The organism is Amycolatopsis sp. NBC_01307 (assembly GCF_035975215.1).
In the GTDB taxonomy this organism is placed as follows: Bacteria; Actinomycetota; Actinomycetes; order Mycobacteriales; family Pseudonocardiaceae; genus Amycolatopsis.
Genome location: NZ_CP108403.1, coordinates 2,962,729 through 2,980,554, shown reverse-complemented (window position 1 = coordinate 2,980,554; position 17,826 = coordinate 2,962,729). Strand labels below are relative to the sequence as shown.

Genomic DNA, 17,826 nt, shown 5'->3' with positions numbered 1-17,826 from the left:
GGCCGGTGCGATCATCTCGCCGGCCACGTCGGGGACCGTCGCCCTGCCAGTCAAGTGGGCGCCGCGGTGTCACTCCCCCGCGGTGCGGCCGCCCAGGGCGCCCGCCAAGTCCGGGCGGCCGTCGATCTTCAGCTTGCGGTACGAGCTCGTCAAGTGCTTCTCCACCGCTCGGCGGCTGATGCTCAGCTGCTCGGCGATCTCCGAGTTCGTCCTCCCTCGCACCGCCAGTTCCGCGACCGTCGCTTCGCCGCGGGTCAGTTCGGCTGTTGCGCGGGCCGGCTCGGTGTGGGTTACCGGGCCGGCCTCGCGGGTCAGCAGGCGGCCCATTCCGCAGGTCTCCGCCAGGGCCTGGGCGCGGGCCAGCAACCGTTGCGCCGCTTCGGGTTCCGTGGGCCTGAGCCGCTCGGCCAGGTCGGCTCGGGCCTTGGCCTCCTCCAGGTCGTCCGGTGAGCGGGCGAGCAGCTCGACCGCCTCGTGCAGCAGCCGGATTCCGTCGCGGCCGGCGTCCAATGCCGCGAGGACTCGCAGGGCGCGGCCGACCGTTGCGGGTGCGCCCCACGCGACGCAGCGGCGGTGGTGCTCTTCGGCCAGGCGCCCGGCTTCGTCGGTGCGGCCGAGGCGGTGGGCCAGCAGCGCCGCCGACGTGCGCCACGGGTAGAGGGCGGGGTTGCGCCAGCCGGCCCGGTCCAGCCGGCGCCCGCAGTCGAGGAACTGCGCCAGCGCCGCGCCGGGGTCGTCGGCGGCGGCCAGCGTCCCGCGCAGGCTCCGCTGCACGGCGAGCACGGCGAGGCCGTCGCCGGCCGGGAGGTCGTCCAGCACCGTGCGGGTCAGCGTCCGGTCGCCGGTCGCGGTCGCGACCAGGCCGAGGATCGTGGCCGGCAGCGCGAGCACGTCGTAGCCAGCGGGCTCGGCGAGCCGGAACGCCCGGCCCGCCGGTTCCCCGGCCGCCGCGGCCCGGCCGCGGGCCAGCAGCGCCAGCGCCCGGTGCACGTCCAGCAGCGCCCGGGTCGCCGCGGTGCCCGCCGCGCCGGTGGCCGACAGCCACGGCGTCACGACGTCGACGCGGCCCGCCGCGACCAGGACGACCGGGACGATCCGCAGCATGGCCCCGGCGCGGACGGACCGCGCGGGCTCGTGGTCCAGCAGGCAGGTCGCCCGGCGCGCGGCTTCCTCGGCGTCGATCCGCCCGGCCAGCGTCGCGGCCAGCAGCAGCACGGCCCGCAGCTCGCGTTCGGCCGCCCCGGGGCCGGCCGGGGTGTCGGTCAGCTCGCGCAGCCGGGCCGGCGCCGCGGCCAGCCGGGCCGGGTCCTCCAGCGCGGCGAACCAGTCGTGCGCTTCCAGCCGCAGGGCGAGGTCGCGGTCGTGCCCGGTCAGGGCAGTGGCCGGGCCGAGCTCGCCGGCGACGGCGCGCACGAGCTCGGTCACCAGCGGGCCGCGCGCGGTGATCGTGAACGGGATCCGGGTGACCGCCGCGGCCCGGTCGCGGACCGTCGGCAGCAGCGGTGCGGCCTGGACCAGGTGCCGGACAGCGGACGCCGGGTCGGGGCCGAGCTCGGCGGCGGCCAGCTCGACGAGCAGCGGTGCGCGCCCGGCGCTGCCCGGCGGCAGTTCCAGCAGCGCCCGCCGCAGGTAGCGCGCCGCGGACTCGGGCGCGCCCCGGCGCAGCGCGCCGACGGCGGCCGCCCGCAGCATCTCGATCTCCGGGCCGCCGCACAGGGTGTCGACGCGCAGCAGCTGCCCGGCGATGTCCTCCGCGGGGTAGCCCCGCGCGGTCAGCAGCCCGGCCGCGGTGCGGTGGGCGGCGGCGGTGTCCGCGGCCGACGCCGTCTCTTCGACCACCCGCACCAGCGCGGCCTCGGGTACCAGCCGGCCGTCCGCGGCGACGGTGAGCCAGGGGCCCTGCAGCGCGGCGCGCGCCGCGGCGCAGGCGGCGTCGGCCAGCCCGCTCAGCGCCGCGACGAGCGCGGGTTCGGCGTGCCGCCCCAGCACGACCACGGCCCGGGCGAAGGCCTCGACCTCCGGATCACGCCGGACGAGCACCCGCAGCCGCTCGCGGCGGAGGTCCGCGCCGAGGGCCCGCAGCCGGGCGCGGTCGTCGGCCTTCGCCGTCAACCGGTGGGAGAACGCCCGGTCCAGCAGGGCCCGCAGGTCCTTGGGACGGCCGCCGGTGAGCTCGTGGCAGGCCGCCGCGAACTCCGGGTCGTGACCGGCGTCGAAGCGCGCGGCGACCAGCCGCCCGGTCGCGGCGAGCGACAGCGGCTCGGCCCGCACGTGGTGCCGGGCGGCGGCCTCGATCTCCGGCACGAACGCGGTGCGCGCGCCCGCGCCGTCGCGCAGGACCGCGCCGATCAGGACGCGCATCCCGGACAGCCGGGCGACCAGGAAAGCCAGGGCCCGCAAGGAAAGCTCGTCCGCCCAGTGCAGGTCGTCGACGAGCACGACCACCCCGCGGGACCGGCTCAGCCGCGCCAGCAGCGCGTGCAACCCGTGCAGCAGGGACGCCAGCTCCGCCGGACCGGCCGAGCCGTCGGCCAGCGGGCCGAGCACCTGCCGGGCCACCGGCGGCAGCGCCGGGTCGTCCGGGTCGGCGAGGATCGGCAGCACGAGCTGCCGGACGACCCCGAGCGGGAAGGCCTGTTCGAGCTGCGCCCCGCTCGAACGCAGGATCCGCGCGCCGTGGGCCGCGCCGAGCTGGGCCAGGTGCCGCAGCAGCGCCGAGCCGCCGGCGCCGGCCTCGCCGTGGATCAGCAACAGGCCGCCGCTCCCGGCGTCGGCGTCGCGCACCGCCTCGTCCAGCACCGACAGGTGCGCTTCCCGTTCCAGCAGCACCGGTCAGTCCCCCAGCGTCCAGGTCGCCCAGCGCTCGGTGAGCGCGGAGCGGCCCTTGAGACCGAGCTTGCGGTACACCTTCGTCAGCCGCAGCTCGACCGTGCGCAGCGCGATCGAGAGCTCCCGGGCGATCTCGCGGTTCGGCAGCCCGCGCGCGGCGAGCGCGGCGACGTCCTGTTCGGCGGGCGAGAGCACCTCCGGCCGGCGCGGCTCGAACCGGCGTCCCGGCGGCAGCACGGGTTCGGGCACCGGCTCGGCCGGCCGCCGCTGTGCGGGCACGCTGCGCCGCAGTTCGGCGACCGCGCGTTCGCGCAGGGCGTCGAAGGCCCCGTCGGTGCCCCAGTAGCCGGCCAGCGACAGTTCCTCGGCCGAGAGCGCCGCGGCCGCCGCGCCGTCGCCGAGGCTGCGCAACGCGAAGCCGGCGATCGTGCGCCACGGGCACAGCATCGGGTTGACCCACTGCCGGGACCGCAGGATCCGGCCGCACTCGCGGGCCGCGGCGAGGGCGGCCTCCAGCTCGTCGGCGGCCAGGGCCAGCTCGGCCCGCGCGTACAGGAGGAACGCCTGCCCCGCGGTGTGCTCGCCGCCGCGCGGGAGCGGTTCGGCGGCGAGCCGGCGGGCGCGTTCGGTCCGGCCCAGCTTGAGGTGCGCGGAGATCTCGACGGCGAGGTAGGCCGGGACGAGCGCGGGGTGCCAGCACCGGACGGGCAGCTCCCGCCCGGCGGCGGTGAGGTCGTGGAGGGCGTCGTCGGGCCGGTTGCGCCGCAGGTTCACGACGGCCCGGTGCAGCAGCGCCTGCGCGGCCGCGGCCTTGGCGTCCCGACGCCGGGCCGCGGCGGCGACGGCGGTGAGCCCTTCGGCGGCGGACTCCAGTTCGTCGCAGCACAACAAGGCCCGGCAGGCGGCGATCCGCGGCATGAGCGGCGCGTCCTCACGCACGATGAGAGCCTGCTCGGCCAGGTCGAGCGCCCGGCGGCGGTCCTCGCCCCGGGTCGCGAGCCACCAGGCTTCGGCCCCGGCTTCGGCGGGACCGCCGGGCCGGGCGGTCCAGAGGAGCGGCGCGACGGGCATGACCGGGTCCACCGCGGCTTCCTCCTCGGCGATCCGGCCGAGGGCGACCAGGTCCGAGTCCACAGTGGACGAGACGGGGGCGTCCACCACGGCACTTTCCACAGTGGACACCAACGCGCGGCCGCGTAGCTCCGCCACCGCGCGGCGGGTCGTCTCGACGTCGCCGCGGGCCAGGAGGAGGTCGGCCGCCGTCACGGCCGCGGGCAACGTGCTCAGTCCGGGTTCGGCCAGGATCCTCCGCAGCCGCCCGTCCGCCGCCTCGGGGTCCCGCGTCACCTCCATCGACGCCAGGCGCAGCAGCAACGCCGCGCGCTCCGCCGGTTCCAGCGGCTCCAGCAGCACCCGGCGCAGCGCGTCGGCCGCCGCCGACGTGCGGCCCTGCAGGAACCACTGCTCCGCCGCCTCCACCAGGACCGTCCGCGCCCACGGCTCCCCCACCGCCGGCGCCGCGCAGAGCAGGTCGGCCGCCACCGTCGCGCCGGCCCCGGTGCCGTGCGCCAGTTCCGCCGCCCGCCGGTGCAGGTCGCCGCGGGCGTCGGCGTCCAGCTCCGCCAGCACTTCCGCCGCCAGGTGCGGTTCGGCGGGCCGCCCGGCGGCCACCAGGCCGCTCGCCACGAGCGGTTCCAGAGCGCCCGCCGCCGCGGTCTCCGGCAGGCCGGCCAGCCGGCCCGCGAGCACGACGTCCGATGTGGACACCGACATCGCCCGCAGCAGCGCCAGCGCGTCGGCCGGCAGGCCGCGCCGGACGCGGGCGGCGCGCGCCGACGTCACCGCGCGCCCGATCCGCACCAGGTGGGGTACCTGCTCGGGCTCGGGCGGGCGCCCGTCGGCGCTCCAGCGCGTCACGATCTCGCGCAGCACCGCGGGCCGGCCGGCCGCGATGCTCAGCGCCGCCGTGGTGAACGCCGCCCCGCCCGGGGCCCCCGGGATCTCCCGCAGCAACGCCGCGGTCTCCGCCTCGGTCAGCGGCGGCAGGTCCAGCTGGCTACCCGGGCCGTCGCCGAGGTAGCGGGCCAGCGGGCCGTGCGCGGCCGCGACCAGCAGGATCGGGCCGGGCCGGGCGGCCATCGCCGCGAAGCACCGCAGCGACCAGGCGTCCGCCCACTGGAGGTCGTCGATCGCCAGCACCAGCGGCCCGTCGGCGGCCAGCTCCGCGAACACGTCGCACAGCAGCGGCACGGTGGCGTCGCACGGGCCGGCGAAGCACCCGGTCGCCAGGTCCGCGAACCGCGCCGGCGAGTGCAGGGCGGCGACCAGCTGCGACGCCGTGCTGAACGGGATCCCGGTCTCCACCGGCGAGCACGACGCCAGGCCGGCGACGGCGCCGCGTTCGCGGGCGGTGGCGAGCACGTGGCGCAGCAGGGCCGTGCGGCCGGTCCCGGCGGCACCCGAGACGCCGGCCCGGGCGGGACGGCCCGCGAAGAGGCCGTCGACGAGGTCGTCGAGCAGGGCGAGCTGGCGCTCCCGGCCGATCAACCGCCCGGCCGGGCGGTGGTGTCCGGAGTTGATCACGGACAGTGGCCGGTGGTACGGCACGGACGACCTCCCTCGGCGCGACGACGGGCGCTCGGACTGGTGGATCCACCAGGGAGGCTAGCTCCGCACTACGGCATCCGCCGACGCCGTGGCCGCCGGACGGGCATTTCCGTCCCCCTTGGCCATTCCGGGTGGCACAAGCGGGCAATGCGTGACGGCGGGTAAGGGATACCGCGGCTCACCAGGTGCGCAGGGCCTCCGCGAGATCCGCCCGGCCCTTGATGCCGAGCTTGCGGTAGACACTGGTCAGGTGCACCTCGACGGTGCGCTGGGTGAGGAACAGCGACTCGGCGATCTCCCGGTTGGTCGCGCCGGTCGCGGCCCGCTCGGCGACCCGCCGCTCGCTGCCGCTCAGTGCGTCCGCCGGCGAGTCGGTCCCGCTGCGCATCCGCCCGCCCGCCTCGGTCAGCGCCGGCAGCGCCAGCCCGAGCTGCTGCCTGTCCCGGCTGAGCACGGACAGGTCGATCGAGCGGCGCAGCCGTTCCCGCGCGCCCTCGGTGTCGCCCCGGCGCAGCAGCCGGCGGCCCAGCAGGTATTCGGCCTTCGCGAGCTCCAGCTTGGCGGGCGAGCCGGCCAGCACGTCGGCGGCCGCCGACAGCCGCTCGATCGCCGCGTCGCCGTCGGCCAGCACCCCGCGGCCGGTCTCCAGCATGCCGAGGGCCCGCGTGGTGCCCCAGCGGCGGACCGCCGGCTCGACCTCGTCGAGCACGGCCACGCCCTCGGCCACCCGGCCGAGGCCCGCCAGCAGCTCGGCCGAGTCGTACCACCACGGCGCCAGCACCGGGTTGCCGATGCCGCTGCCGCGCAGGCTGTCCCCGCATGTACGCAGCACGGTCAGCGCGCCTTCGACGTCGCCCTGCGCCGCCCGCGCCCGGGCCCGGGCCATCAGGAACCAGTGGTACTCCAGGGTGAACTCCGACAGCCGCGGCCGGGTCACCGTGTCCAGCACCTCCTCGGCGCGGACCGGGTCACCTTGGCGGACCAGCATCGCGCCGAGCGCCGCCTGCGGCATGGAGACACCCGGGGCCCACCGCTCCTGCGTGACGACGTCGAACGAGTACTGCGCGTCCGACAGCCCTTCCGCGAGGTTCCCGGTGAACTCGTGCATCAGCGCGCGGGTGCTCGCGCCGAGGGCGTAGGTCCACGCCTCGCCGCGGCTCTGGGCGTGGTTGAGCAGCTCGTTGATCGCGGTCAGCGCCGGCTCGCCGTGGTCACCCAGGTAGAGCGAGAGGACGGCGCCCAGCACGGCCCAGCCGCCGGGGGCGACGTCGCCGATCAGCAGGACCCGGCTCGCCTGGTCGGCCACTTCGGCCGCCGGCCGGCCCTGCAGCGTGCCCAGCGACGAGAGCATGCCGAGCAGCTGGCGTTCCTCGGCGGTGTCGCCGGCCGGCGGCGTGACGTCGCGCAGCCGCGCGCTGACCCGGGGCACGCCGGACTTCTCGTCGAGGCCCGAGAGCAGCAGCGCGGACTCGAGCAGCATCCGCAGGGCCCGGTCGGCGGGCGACGGGTCCGGACCACCGGCCGCGACCAGGGCGTCCAGCGCCTCTTCGCCCAGCGCGTAGGCCCGCTGGGAGTTCTGCGCGGCCAGCGAGATCATCGTGTACTGCATGACGACCGGCACCCGGCGGCGCGGATCGGTCACCAGGCCCAGCACCCGCTCCAGGTGCCGCAGGGACGACGCCGGGTCCAGCTGCCCCTGCACCCGGGACAGGTGCACCAGCACGGCGACGTCGTCCTCGTCGGCCCGCAGCGCGCGGGTCAGGTACCGGGCGGCGGCCGAGGGCGCGCCCCGGCCCTCGGCCGAGACGGCGGCGTCGCGCAGCACGTTCACCATCCACGGCTGCGGCACCGAGTCGAGCAGCAGCAGGTGGACGGCGACCTCCTCGGCGGGCCGGCCGCGGTCGTTGAGCAGGACGGCCGCGCGTTCCCGCAGCCGGGCCAGCTCGGCGGGCGGCACGGAATCCAGCACCGCGGTGCGGATCAGGTCGTGCGCGTAGTCCAGCCGGTCCGGCGCCAGCAGCTCGCCGGCGCGCAGGGCCCGCACGGCGCCGCTCGCCGGGCCGGGCTGGGTCCCGGCGAGCGCGGCGATCGTCTCCAGGTCTTCCCCGCTCAGCACGGCGATCGCGCGCGCCACGGCGAACGCGCCTTCCGGCAGCCGGTCCAGCAGCGGCCGCGCCACGACCTCGCGGCCGATCCGTTCGAGCAGCGCGACGCGCTCGGCGCCCGGCGTCCCCTCGTCCCGGACCCGGCTGACGACCCGGTCGAGCAGGAACGGGTTCCCGCCGGTGAGGTCGAGGACGCGGGCGGCGAAGACCGGGTCCGGCGCCGCGCCGAACGCCGACTCCAGGACGTCGGCGACGGCGTCCGGGGACAGCGGCGCCAGGTCGACCGTCAGGCAGCTCAGGGCCGCGCCGATCTCGCCGAGCACCTCCGGCACGGGCTCGTCCGGCCCGGTCCGCTGGGTCATCAGCACCAGCAGCGGCAGGTCTTCCGCGCGGCGCAGCAGGAACCCCAGCCACCGCAGGGACGTCTCGTCGCACCACTGGACGTCGTCGAGCGCGAGCACCACGAGACCGCGGGCGGCCAGGCCGGCGGTGAGCCAGTGCAGGCCGTGCATCACGGAGTAGGTGTCGGCGCTGCCCTGGCCCTCGCCCAGCGCGGGCACGAGGGCCGGCAACGCCAGCCGGGCGCTGCCGGTGAGCAGGTCGGCCGCGGCGGCGCCGGCCGGCTGCAGCGGCTCGAACAGCGCCCGGACGGCTTCGTAGGCCGCGACCCCGCTGTCCGGGCAGGCCACCGTGAGCACGGTGGCGGCGATCCCGTCGAGCTCGTCGAGCGCGGCGGCGAGCAGCTTCGTCTTCCCGATCCCCGCGGGCCCGCGCAGCAGGACCGCCTGCCCCGCGCCGACGGCGGCGGCCCGGGCCCGGTCGGCGAGCAGCCGGACCTCCCACTCCCGGCCGGCCAGTTCTGTCCCGGGCAAGGCCCGGAGGCCGCTGCGTAGGGCCACGGATCTCCAGTCTCAGCTGCGATGCGGGGTTTCCGGCGCGGTGCCGGGCGGTGGGTCGCACCGCCTTGCGCTCGCGTACCGGCGCTCGGGACGCCGCCGTCGCGGCCGGCACCGAACAGGGCCGAAACCCTTCGATCACCTTACTGGCCGGACCTCGGGATCCGGTCACCCCGCCCGCGTCCGGGTGAGGTGACAGGATGCGGCGGTGTCTTCCCTGGCTTCCCTCCCGCTCGACGGCGTCACCGTCGTCTCCTGCGAGCAGGCGGTCGCGGCGCCGCTGGCCACGCGGCACCTGGCCGACCTCGGCGCGCGGGTGCTCAAGATCGAGCGGCCGGGCAGCGGCGACTTCGCGCGGGCCTACGACGAGACCGTCCGCGGGCTTTCGAGCCACTTCGTCTGGCTGAACCGGTCGAAGGAGAGCGTCACGCTCGACCTGAAGCACGAGGCCGCGCCCGAGGTGATGGGCCGGCTGATCGACGGCGCCGACGTCTTCGTGCAGAACTTCGCCCCCGGCGTCGCCGAGCGGCTCGGGCTCGGCGCCGCCGCGTTGCGGGCGACGCGGCCGGGGCTGATCACGTGCTCGATCTCCGGGTACGGCTCGACCGGCCCGTACCGCGACGCGAAGGCGTACGACCTGCTGATCCAGTCCGAAGCCGGGCTGGTGTCGGTGACCGGCACGGCGGACGAGCCGGCGAAGAGCGGCATCCCGGCGGCCGACATCGGGGCCGGGATGTACGCCTACTCCGGCATCCTGTCGGCGTTGTTCCACCGCGAACGCACCGGCGAGGGCACCGAGCTGGAGGTGAGCCTGTTCGACGCGCTGATCGAGTGGATGGGTTTCCCGCTCTACTACACGGGTTTCGGCGGCACCCCACCCCCGCGGGCGGGCACGAGCCACCCGGCGATCGCGCCGTACGGCACGTTCGCCGCCGGCGACGGCACGCAGCTGGTGCTGGCCGTGCAGAACGACCGGGAGTGGGCCGCGTTCTGCCGGCACGCGGTCGGCCGTCCCGAGTGGACGTCCGACGAGCGGTTCGCGACGGGCAGCGCCCGTGTCGCCCACCGGGCCGAGCTGGAGCGGGAGATCGGTGCCATCTTCGCCACGCTGACCGGCGAGGAGCTGGCGGCGCGGCTGAGCGAGGGCCGGATCGCGCACGCCCGCCGCCGTGAGCTGCCGGAGGTCCTGGAGCACCCGCAGCTGACCGAACGCGACCGGTTCGCCGAGGTCGGCTCGCCGGTGGGACCGCTGCGGATGACGCTGCCGCCGGTGACGGTGCCCGGCCGCCCGCCGCGCCTCGACCCCATCCCGGCGCTGGGCGAACACACGGACGCGGTGCTCACGGAGTTCGGCTTCGACGCCGCGGACCTGCGACGGCGCGGCTTGTCGTGAGTGGTTAGGGCGGTTAGAACCGCCCTGACCACTCACGACGAGACGCGGCAGACCACTCAAGCGGGCTTTCCCGGTGCTCGCGCTAGGCGGTGGCCGCCAGTTCTTCCAGGCGGCGGCCGTCCGGCTTGCCGTTGCGGTTGAGCGGGAAGCTGTCGACCACGACCACCCGGTTGGGGACCTCGTACGGCGGCAGGATCCGGGCCATCCGCTCGCGCCAGTACGCCGGGGCGTGGCCGGCCTCGTCCTCGACGAAGGCGACCAGGCGGCTGCCGTGGCGCTCGTCCGGGACCGCGACGACCTTCGCGCAGCAGCCCGCCTCCGCGACGCGTGCCTCGATCATGTCCGGGTACAGGGTGTAGCCCATCCGGTGGACCGCGCGCTTGCGGCCCAGGACGTGGAGGTTGCCGGCGCCGTCGAGCAGGCCGAAGTCGCCGGTGCGGAACCAGCCACCCGGCTCCGGTGCCACCTCGCCGGCGTCGTCCAGCACCCCGGTCGGCAGGTCGGGGGTGCGCACGAGCAGCTCGCCCACCTCGCCGGGCGCGACCGCGGCGTCGGAGTCGTCGACGACGCGGACGTCCACCCCGCGGACCGGGCGGCCGGTGGCGACCGGGTTGCCGGGCACGGCGAAGGAGATGTTGCCGAGTTCCGTGCTGCCGTAGCCGTCCAGCAGGGGCTTCCCGAACTCCGCGCGGTACTCCGCGACCAGCCGGTGGTTCAGCGGCGCCGCGCCGACGCACAGCATCCGCGCCCGCTGCAGCGCGGCCCGCAGGACCGGCCGCTGCCGGGTGATGTTCAGCATGCTGCGGTAGGTCGAGGGCGCGGCGTCGAGCACGGTAGCGCCGCGCAGCCCGGCCAGGCCGAGCGCGTGGTCGAGCCGGCGGTAGGGCACGACCACCAGCGAGCAGCGGACCAGCCAGGCGAGCAGCACGATCGACAGGCCGTACTGGTGGGAGAACGGCAGGAACGGCGCGAGGACGTCGGAACGCGTGTAGCCGAGGGTGTCCGCGGTGCGCCGGAGGTTGGCGAGGAACACGGCGCCGGACTTCACGACCACCTTCGGCCGCCCGGTCGACCCCGAGGACGACATGAGCAGGCCGTCGGGCAGCGCGGCCCACGCCGCGGCGTCGATACCGCCCGGCACCGGCCGGGCGGCCGCGGCCAGTTCCGGCAGCAGGATCGCCGGGACCGGGGCGACGCTCGCCGCCGCGGCGGCGTCGTCCACCAGGCACGCCTTGACCTTCGCACGGCTGAGGACGTCGCAGGTGGCCGCCGGGCTGTCCCGGTGGTCGATCAGCACGATCGACGCGCCGAGGTGGACCAGGGCCAGCACCGCCGTGACGTAGCCGATCGAGTTGTCCGCCTTGAGCAGCACGCGATCGCCGCGCCCGAGACCCCGCGCGGTCAGTTCGGCCGCGATCCCCGCGGCGTCCGCCTCGAGCTCGTCGAGGGTGTACGCGGCGTCGGTCCCGCAGATGGTGGCCATGGCCCGCCCCTTCGTCGCCGGCAAGCTCCTGGCCCGAGTCTCGCCGATGGGGTTCAAGGATTTGTCCAGTACCGGCCGGACGGGTGGCGAGGTGTGGGCATCGCACTAGATTTTCCGCCCGGTGCTGGGCAGCCGCCGAGAGTCCGCGATCCACTGGGTCTCCCGTGCGCGGGCAGGGAGACGGAGAAGGGGTACCGGCACATGCGGATGGCTGAGCTGAGCACGGAGTCGGGGGTGCCGGTCGCGACCGTCAAGTACTACCTGCGTGAGGGCCTGCTGCCTGCGGGGCGCCGGATCGGGCCGAACCAGGCGCAGTACTCCGACGAGCACCTCCGGCGGCTCCGGCTCGTCTGCGCGCTCCGCGAGATCGGCGGCCTTTCGCTGGCCGAAGTGGCCGCCGTGCTGGCCGCCCTCGACTCCGGCCACGCCTCCCCCGTCGTGCTGGGCGTCGCCCAGGACGGCCGGGTCAGCACGCGCCCGACCGGCGAGGCCGCCCGGGCGTGGGCGCTGGACCGGGTCCGGGCCCTGCTGGGCGAGCACGACGGCGGCACCGTGGACGCCACCGATCCCAGCATCGCGAACCTCGTGACCGTCCTGGCCACCTTCCACGCCCTCGGCCACAGCGCCGTCACCGGCAAGCTCGCCGACTACGCCGCCCTGGCCCGGGCGACCGCCGAGGTCGACGCCGGGCTGATCGCGGACGTCGGGCCCGCCCGCCGGCCCGCCGAGACGGCGTTGATCACCACCCTGCTCGGGGAACGGCTCTTCGCCGGGCTCCGCCACCTCGCGCTCGTGAACGTGGTCCGGGCGGAAACCGCGGAGGCCTGACTCGCGCCAGGCCTCCGCGGTCTTTCCTCAGCGCGCCTTCCGGGTCAGCGGGTGCCGGCCCGCGTACACGGCGGTGCTGCCGAGGTCTTCTTCGATCCGCAGCAGCTGGTTGTACTTGGCCGTGCGGTCGGCGCGGGAGAGCGAACCCGTCTTGATCTGGCCGCAGTCGACGGCGACCGCGAGGTCCGCGATGGTGGTGTCCTCGGTCTCACCGGACCGGTGCGAGAGCACGACGCCGTACCCGGCCTGGTAGGCGACCTCGACGGCCTCCAGCGTCTCGGTGAGCGTGCCGATCTGGTTGACCTTCACCAGGATCGCGTTGCCGACGCCGTTTTCGACGCCGTGCTTCAGCAGCTCCACGTTGGTGCAGAAAACGTCGTCGCCGACGAGCTGGCAGCGCTCCCCCAGCGCGCGCGTGACGAGCTGCCAGCCGGCGATGTCGTCCTGGGCCATGGCGTCCTCGATCGACGCGATCGGGTACCGGTCGACGAGGCCGGCCAGGTAGTCGACGTGCTCCTCGGCCGAGCGCTTCCGCCCTTCGCCGCGGTAGTGGTAGACGCCCTCCTCGTAGAACTCCGACGCCGCGAGGTCGAGCATGAGCACGACGTCGTCGCCCGCCACGTAGCCGGCCTTCTCGACGGCGCGGACCACGAAGTCGAGTGCCTCGTCGGCCGAGCCGAGCTGCGGGGCGAAGCCGCCCTCGTCGCCGACGTTGGTGTTGTGCCCGGCGTCGCGGAGGATCTTGCGCAGCGTGTGGAAGATCTCCGAGCCGATCCGGACGGCGTCGGCGAAGTTCGTCGCGCCGACCGGGGCGATCATGAACTCCTGGTAGTCGATCCCGTTGTCGGCGTGGGCGCCGCCGTTGACGATGTTCATCATCGGCGTCGGCAGCAGGTGCGCGTCGGCGCCGCCGAGGTGGCGGTAGAGCGGCAGCACGTGGGTCTGGGCAGCCGCCTTCGCGGCGGCCAGCGAGACGCCGAGGATGGCGTTCGCGCCGAGGCGGGCCTTGTTCGCCGTGCCGTCGAGCTCGATCATCGCGCGGTCGACGGCGGCCTGGTCGTCGGCGTCGAGGCCGATGACCGCGCCGGCGAGCTCGCCGTTCACGGCCGCGACCGCGCCGGTCACGCCCTTGCCCAGGTACCGGTGCGGGTCGCCGTCGCGCAGCTCGACCGCCTCCCGGGTGCCCGTCGACGCGCCCGAGGGCACCGCCGCGCGCCCGAACGAGCCGTCGGCCAGCTCGACGTCGACCTCGACGGTCGGATTGCCCCGGCTGTCCAGGATCTCCCGGCCCGTGACTTGGACGATGGCAGTCATTTCACTCCTCGGCGGCGGGTGCCCACGACTTCGGCGCACCCTGGGATTCGGTTACGGGAAGGTCGTCGTCGACACCACTCGCACCCGGCGGGTGCGACTTCGTCGTCGCCGGCCGCCGAGCCGACCCGTTGTACCGCGTCCCCCACTGGGGAAAACCCCAGCGATGGGTCACAGCGGCCCGGCGCGCACCGGCCGTCACGCTATGTTCGACGGGTTCCCCAGCCGGAGATCGAGAGGACCTGACCGATGCCCATCGCGACCCCCGAGGTCTACGCGGAGATGCTGGATCGGGCCAAGGCGAACGAGTTCGCCTACCCCGCCATCAACGTGACCTCGTCCGAAACCGTGAACGCCGCCATCCGCGGCTTCGCCGAAGCGGAGAGCGACGGGATCATCCAGTTCTCCACCGGCGGCGCCGAGTTCGCCTCCGGCCAAAAAGTCAAGGACATGGTCGTCGGCTCCGTCGCCCTCGCCGAATTCGCGCAGGTCGTCGCCGCTCGCTACGACGTCAACGTCGCCCTGCACACCGACCACTGCCCCAAGGACAAACTCGACGGGTTCGTCCGCCCGCTGATCGAGATCTCCGCCGAACGCGTCAAGAACGGCCAGAACCCGCTGTTCCAGTCCCACATGTGGGACGGCTCCGCCATCGACCTCGACGAGAACCTCGTCATCGCGCAGGAGCTGCTGGCCAAGACCGCGGCCGCGAACATCATCCTCGAGGTGGAGATCGGCGTCGTCGGCGGCGAAGAGGACGGTGTCGAGGCGGAGATCAACGAGAAGCTCTACACCGCCGAAGGCGACTTCCTGAAGACCATCGACGCGTTGGGTTCGGGCGAGAACGGCCGCTACCTGCTGGCTGCGACGTTCGGGAACGTGCACGGCGTGTACAAGCCGGGCAACGTCAAGCTGCGCCCGGACGTGCTCAAGGGCGGCCAGGAAGCCGCGTCGAAGAAGCTCGGCCTCGACGCCGGGTCGAAGCCGTTCGAGCTGGTCTTCCACGGCGGCTCCGGGTCGCTGCCGGAAGAAATCCGCGAAGCCGTCTCCTACGGCGTGGTGAAGATGAACGTGGACACCGACACGCAGTACGCGTTCACCCGCCCGATCGTGGACCACTTCTTCAAGAACTACGACGGCGTCCTGAAGATCGACGGCGAGGTCGGCAACAAGAAGTTCTACGACCCCCGCTCCTACCTCAAGGCCGCTGAGGGTGGCATGGCCGCCCGGATCGTGGAGGCCTGCCAGGCCCTCGGCTCCGCCGGCACCAAGCTCAAGTAAGACCACAACGACGAAGGGGCGGCACTTTCACGTGAAAGTGCCGCCCCTTCGCGCGTGTCAGTCCCAGTCGGCGCTCAGCTTCTCGTCCAGCAGTGCGAAGACGTCCTCGTCGCTGGCCGCGTCGAAGTCGAAGCCGTCGCCCTCCACGTCTTCGCGGGCGCTCCACGTGCCGCGCAGCTGCTCCAGCCGCGTCGCGATCTCCTCGTGCGAACCCGGGTCGAGCACGGCGTCCTGCAGCACCTTCTCCAGCCGTGCGAGGTCGGCGAGGATCGCCTGCTCCGGCTTCTCCTCCGGGGCGACCAGCTCGGCGAGGTAGGCCGCGAGGTCGCGCGGGGTCGGCTGGTCGAACGCGAGCGTCGCCGGCAGCTGCAGCCCGGTGGCGCCCTCCAGCCGCCGCCGCAGTTCGACCGCGGTGAGCGAGTCGAAGCCGAGTTCGGTGAACGCCTGGTCCGGCCCGACGACGTCCGCCGGCCCGTGTTCCAGCACCACGGCCACCGCGTCGGCCACGACCTCCAGGAGCACCTCGATGCGGTCCGCCGGAGACAGTCCGGCCAGCCGCGGCGCGAGGTCCGCCCGGGCCGGGGCCGCGGCCGCGGTCCGCCGCGGCGGCACCAGCTTGCGCAGCACCGGCGGGACGTCCTGGCCGCGCAGCACCGGCAGGTTCAGGTGGACCGGCACGGCCAGGGGGTCGCCGCCCGCGCGGACCGCGTCGAACACGGCCAGCCCGTCGTCGGCCGCCAGCAGCTCGACGCCGGCCCGGGCCAAGCGCCGGATCTCGGCGTCGGGCAGGGCGGCGGTCATGCCCGCCTCCGGCGTCCACGGGCCCCACGCCAGCGAGACCGCGGGCCGGCCGTGGGCGTGGCGGTGGACGGCGAGGGCGTCGAGGAACGCGTTCGCCGCGGCGTAGTTGGCCTGCCCCGCGCCGCCGAGCGTCCCCGCGAGCGAGGAGAACAGCACGAAGCCCGCGAGGTCGTGGGCGGCCGTGAGTTCGTGCAGGTGCCACGCGCCGTCGGCCTTGGGCCGCAGCACCGTCTCGAAGCGGTCCGGCGTCAGCGAGCCGAGGACGCCGTCGTCGAGCACCCCCGCGGCGTGCACCACGGCCGTGAGGTCGACGCCGTCGAGCAGCGCGGCGAGTGCCGCTCGGTCGCCGACGTCGCAGGCGGCGACGGTGACCGAGGCGTCCAGCGCACGGAGGTCGGCTTCGAGCCCGGCTTCGGCGACGCCGGATCGGCTGACCAGCAACAACTTCCGCTGACCGGCCGCGGCGAGCCGCCGCGCGACGAGGGCGCCGAGACCGCCGGTGCCGCCGGTGATCAGGACCGTGCGTTCCGGGTCCCACTCCGTGACGTCGGGGCCGGTGGTGGCGCGATCGAGCCGGGCGGCCGACGCGGCTCCGTCCCGAATGGACAGGTCCGGCTCGCCGGCACCGAGGAAGTCCCGCAAGGGCAGCGAATCGTCGGTGTCGGCCAGGACGAACCGGCCCGGGTTCTCCTGCTGCGCCGAGCGCACCAGGCCCCACACCGCGGCGGCCGCGAGGTCGTCGCCGGTCAGGGCCCCGCTGGTGCGCAGGACGAGGACGTCGTCGAACCGCGGGTCCGCCAGCCAGGCCTGCAGCAACGCCAGGACCGCGGTGGTCGCGGCGCGGGTCGCGACCGTCGGGCCGCCCGGGTACGCCGGGACGGTGACCACGACCGGGCCGTCCACGCCGAGGGCGGCCAAGTCGTCGAGCGCGCGGGCCGGGTCGGTCAGCGTGTGGTCCGGGGCGGTCACCTCGGCCGCCGGGATCGCCGACAGCGGGGTCCAGGTGAGCCGGTAGAGGTGGCTCGACCGGAGCTGGTCGGCGGCCGGTTCGCGGACCGTGAGGCCGTCGACCGACACCACGGGTGCGCCCGCCGGGTCGGTGATGGTGATGCCGATCGTGTCCGGGCCCGCCGGAGCCAGCCGGACGCGCAGGTCCGCCGCGCCGGTCTGGTGCAGCGACACGCCGCGCCAGGTGAACGGCAGGGCGGGCTTGCCGTCCGGGTCGGCCACCATGCTCGGGTGCAGGGCGGCGTCGAGCAACGCCGGGTGCAGCCCGAACGCGCTGGTCTCCGGGTCGTCGAGCCGCACCTCGGCGAACAGCTCGTCGCCCTGTCGCCAGAGCGCCGTCAGGCCCTGGAACACCGGGCCGTAGTCGAACCCACGGTCCGCCAGCAGCGAGTAGGCGTCCGTGAGATCCACCGGCGACGCTCCGGCGGGTGGCCACTCGCCCGTGTCGGACGCGGGTGCCGGGGTGGCCGGGGTGAGCACGCCGGTGGCGTGCCGGGTCCAGGTGCCGCCTTCGAGCAGGGAGTGGACCTCGACCGGCCGGTTCCCGGCATCGTCGGCCGGGCCGGCCGACACCTGGATCGTGGCGGCGCCGTCGGCGGGCAGGACCAGCGGGGCGAGCAGGGTCAGCTCGTCGACGCGGTCGCAGCCCACCTGCGTCCCGAGGTGGCGGGCCAGTTCGAGGAACGCCGTGCCGGGCAGCACGATCGAGCCGAAGATCGTGTGGTCGGCCAGCCACGGCTGGGCCGCCGCGGACAGCCGGCCGGTGCAGACGGCGGTGCCGGACGCGCCCAGGTCGAGCACGCCGCCGAGCAGCGGGTGCCCGGCGCTGCCACGCGCGTCACCCTGGCGCACGGGCGGCCAGAAGCGGCGGTGCTCGAACGGGTAGCCCGGCAGGTCGGCCCGCGGCCCGGGGGTGGACCAGGCGACGTCGACGCCGGAGACGTACAGCTCGGCCAGGGCGGTCAGGAACGTCCGCTCCTCGTCGCGGTCGCGGCGCGCCACCGGGACGACGAGCGCGCCCGGGACGTCGACCAGGCTCGCGAGCACCGCGTCCGGGCCGACCTCGACGAACCGCGTCACACCGGACTCGGCGAGCCGGTCGACCGCGTCGGCGAAGCGCACCGCGTCGCGCACCTGCCGGACCCAGTACCCGGGTGACGTCACGTCGCCCGCCGCGATCATCGGCACGGCCGGCGTCGAGAACTCCAAACCCGCGACGACTTCGCCGAACTCGGCCAGCATCGGTTCCATCAGCAGCGAGTGGAACGCGTGCGACACACGCAA

General features: G+C 75.3%; 9 protein-coding genes (1 of these 9 only partly in view). 3 read left to right on the top strand and 6 right to left on the bottom strand.

Annotated features, from left to right (window positions below; genetic code table 11):
- Positions 1-69: 69 nt before the first annotated feature.
- The 3 genes from OG439_RS12475 to OG439_RS12465 all read right to left on the bottom strand — a co-directional run bounded on the left by OG439_RS12475 (position 70) and on the right by OG439_RS12465 (position 8,440).
- Positions 70-2,829 (bottom strand): AAA family ATPase, encoded by a 2,760-nt coding sequence (locus OG439_RS12475; RefSeq protein ID WP_326949544.1) that lies wholly within the window; start codon positions 2,827-2,829, stop codon positions 70-72.
- A 3-nt stretch (positions 2,830-2,832) separates the two neighbouring features.
- On the bottom strand, positions 2,833-5,436 hold the full coding sequence (locus OG439_RS12470; protein WP_326949543.1) for a helix-turn-helix transcriptional regulator: 2,604 nt from the start codon (positions 5,434-5,436) through the stop codon (positions 2,833-2,835).
- 178 nt (positions 5,437-5,614) lie between these two features.
- Positions 5,615-8,440 carry an ATP-binding protein gene (locus OG439_RS12465; RefSeq protein ID WP_326949542.1) on the bottom strand — a complete coding sequence of 942 codons (2,826 nt, stop codon included), beginning with the start codon at positions 8,438-8,440 and terminating at the stop codon, positions 5,615-5,617.
- Positions 8,441-8,654: 214 nt separating this feature from the next.
- Here OG439_RS12465 and OG439_RS12460 point away from each other — a divergent pair, with 214 nt between their 5' ends.
- Positions 8,655-9,830, top strand: coding sequence for a CaiB/BaiF CoA transferase family protein (locus OG439_RS12460; RefSeq protein ID WP_326951534.1), 1,176 nt, complete (start codon positions 8,655-8,657; stop codon positions 9,828-9,830).
- Between the two features lie 82 nt (positions 9,831-9,912).
- On the opposite strand, the gene OG439_RS12455 is transcribed toward OG439_RS12460, so the two are convergent.
- Positions 9,913-11,313, bottom strand: a complete 1,401-nt coding sequence (locus OG439_RS12455; RefSeq protein WP_326949541.1) for a class I adenylate-forming enzyme family protein — start codon at positions 11,311-11,313, stop codon at positions 9,913-9,915.
- A 201-nt stretch (positions 11,314-11,514) separates the two neighbouring features.
- Between OG439_RS12455 and OG439_RS12450 the strand changes: the two genes are divergently transcribed.
- Positions 11,515-12,141: a MerR family transcriptional regulator gene (locus OG439_RS12450; protein WP_326949540.1), complete on the top strand. Its 627-nt coding sequence runs from the start codon at positions 11,515-11,517 to the stop codon at positions 12,139-12,141.
- Between the two features lie 27 nt (positions 12,142-12,168).
- On the opposite strand, the gene eno is transcribed toward OG439_RS12450, so the two are convergent.
- Entirely contained in the window at positions 12,169-13,455 is a 1,287-nt protein-coding gene (gene eno, locus OG439_RS12445) for a phosphopyruvate hydratase (RefSeq protein WP_326949539.1), read from the bottom strand.
- A 246-nt stretch (positions 13,456-13,701) separates the two neighbouring features.
- Between eno and fbaA the strand changes: the two genes are divergently transcribed.
- Entirely contained in the window at positions 13,702-14,733 is a 1,032-nt protein-coding gene (gene fbaA / locus OG439_RS12440; protein WP_326945215.1) for a class II fructose-bisphosphate aldolase, read from the top strand.
- Between the two features lie 57 nt (positions 14,734-14,790).
- Here the strand turns inward: fbaA and OG439_RS12435 are convergent, their stop codons facing one another.
- Positions 14,791-17,826: the 3' portion of an SDR family NAD(P)-dependent oxidoreductase gene (locus OG439_RS12435; protein ID WP_326949538.1), read on the bottom strand. Its footprint extends 24,549 nt past the window's final position; 3,036 of the gene's 27,585 nt are visible here — the last part of the coding sequence; its start codon lies beyond the right edge, outside the window — the gene reads right to left on this strand; it ends in the stop codon at positions 14,791-14,793.

Coding starts and splice junctions, on each gene's coding strand:
- fbaA (WP_326945215.1), top strand. CDS start 13,702: ATGCCCATCGCGACCCCCGAGGTCTACGCGGAGATGCTGGATCGGGCC.
- OG439_RS12450 (WP_326949540.1), top strand. CDS start 11,515: ATGCGGATGGCTGAGCTGAGCACGGAGTCGGGGGTGCCGGTCGCGACC.
- eno (WP_326949539.1), bottom strand. CDS start 13,455: ATGACTGCCATCGTCCAAGTCACGGGCCGGGAGATCCTGGACAGCCGG.
- OG439_RS12455 (WP_326949541.1), bottom strand. CDS start 11,313: ATGGCCACCATCTGCGGGACCGACGCCGCGTACACCCTCGACGAGCTC.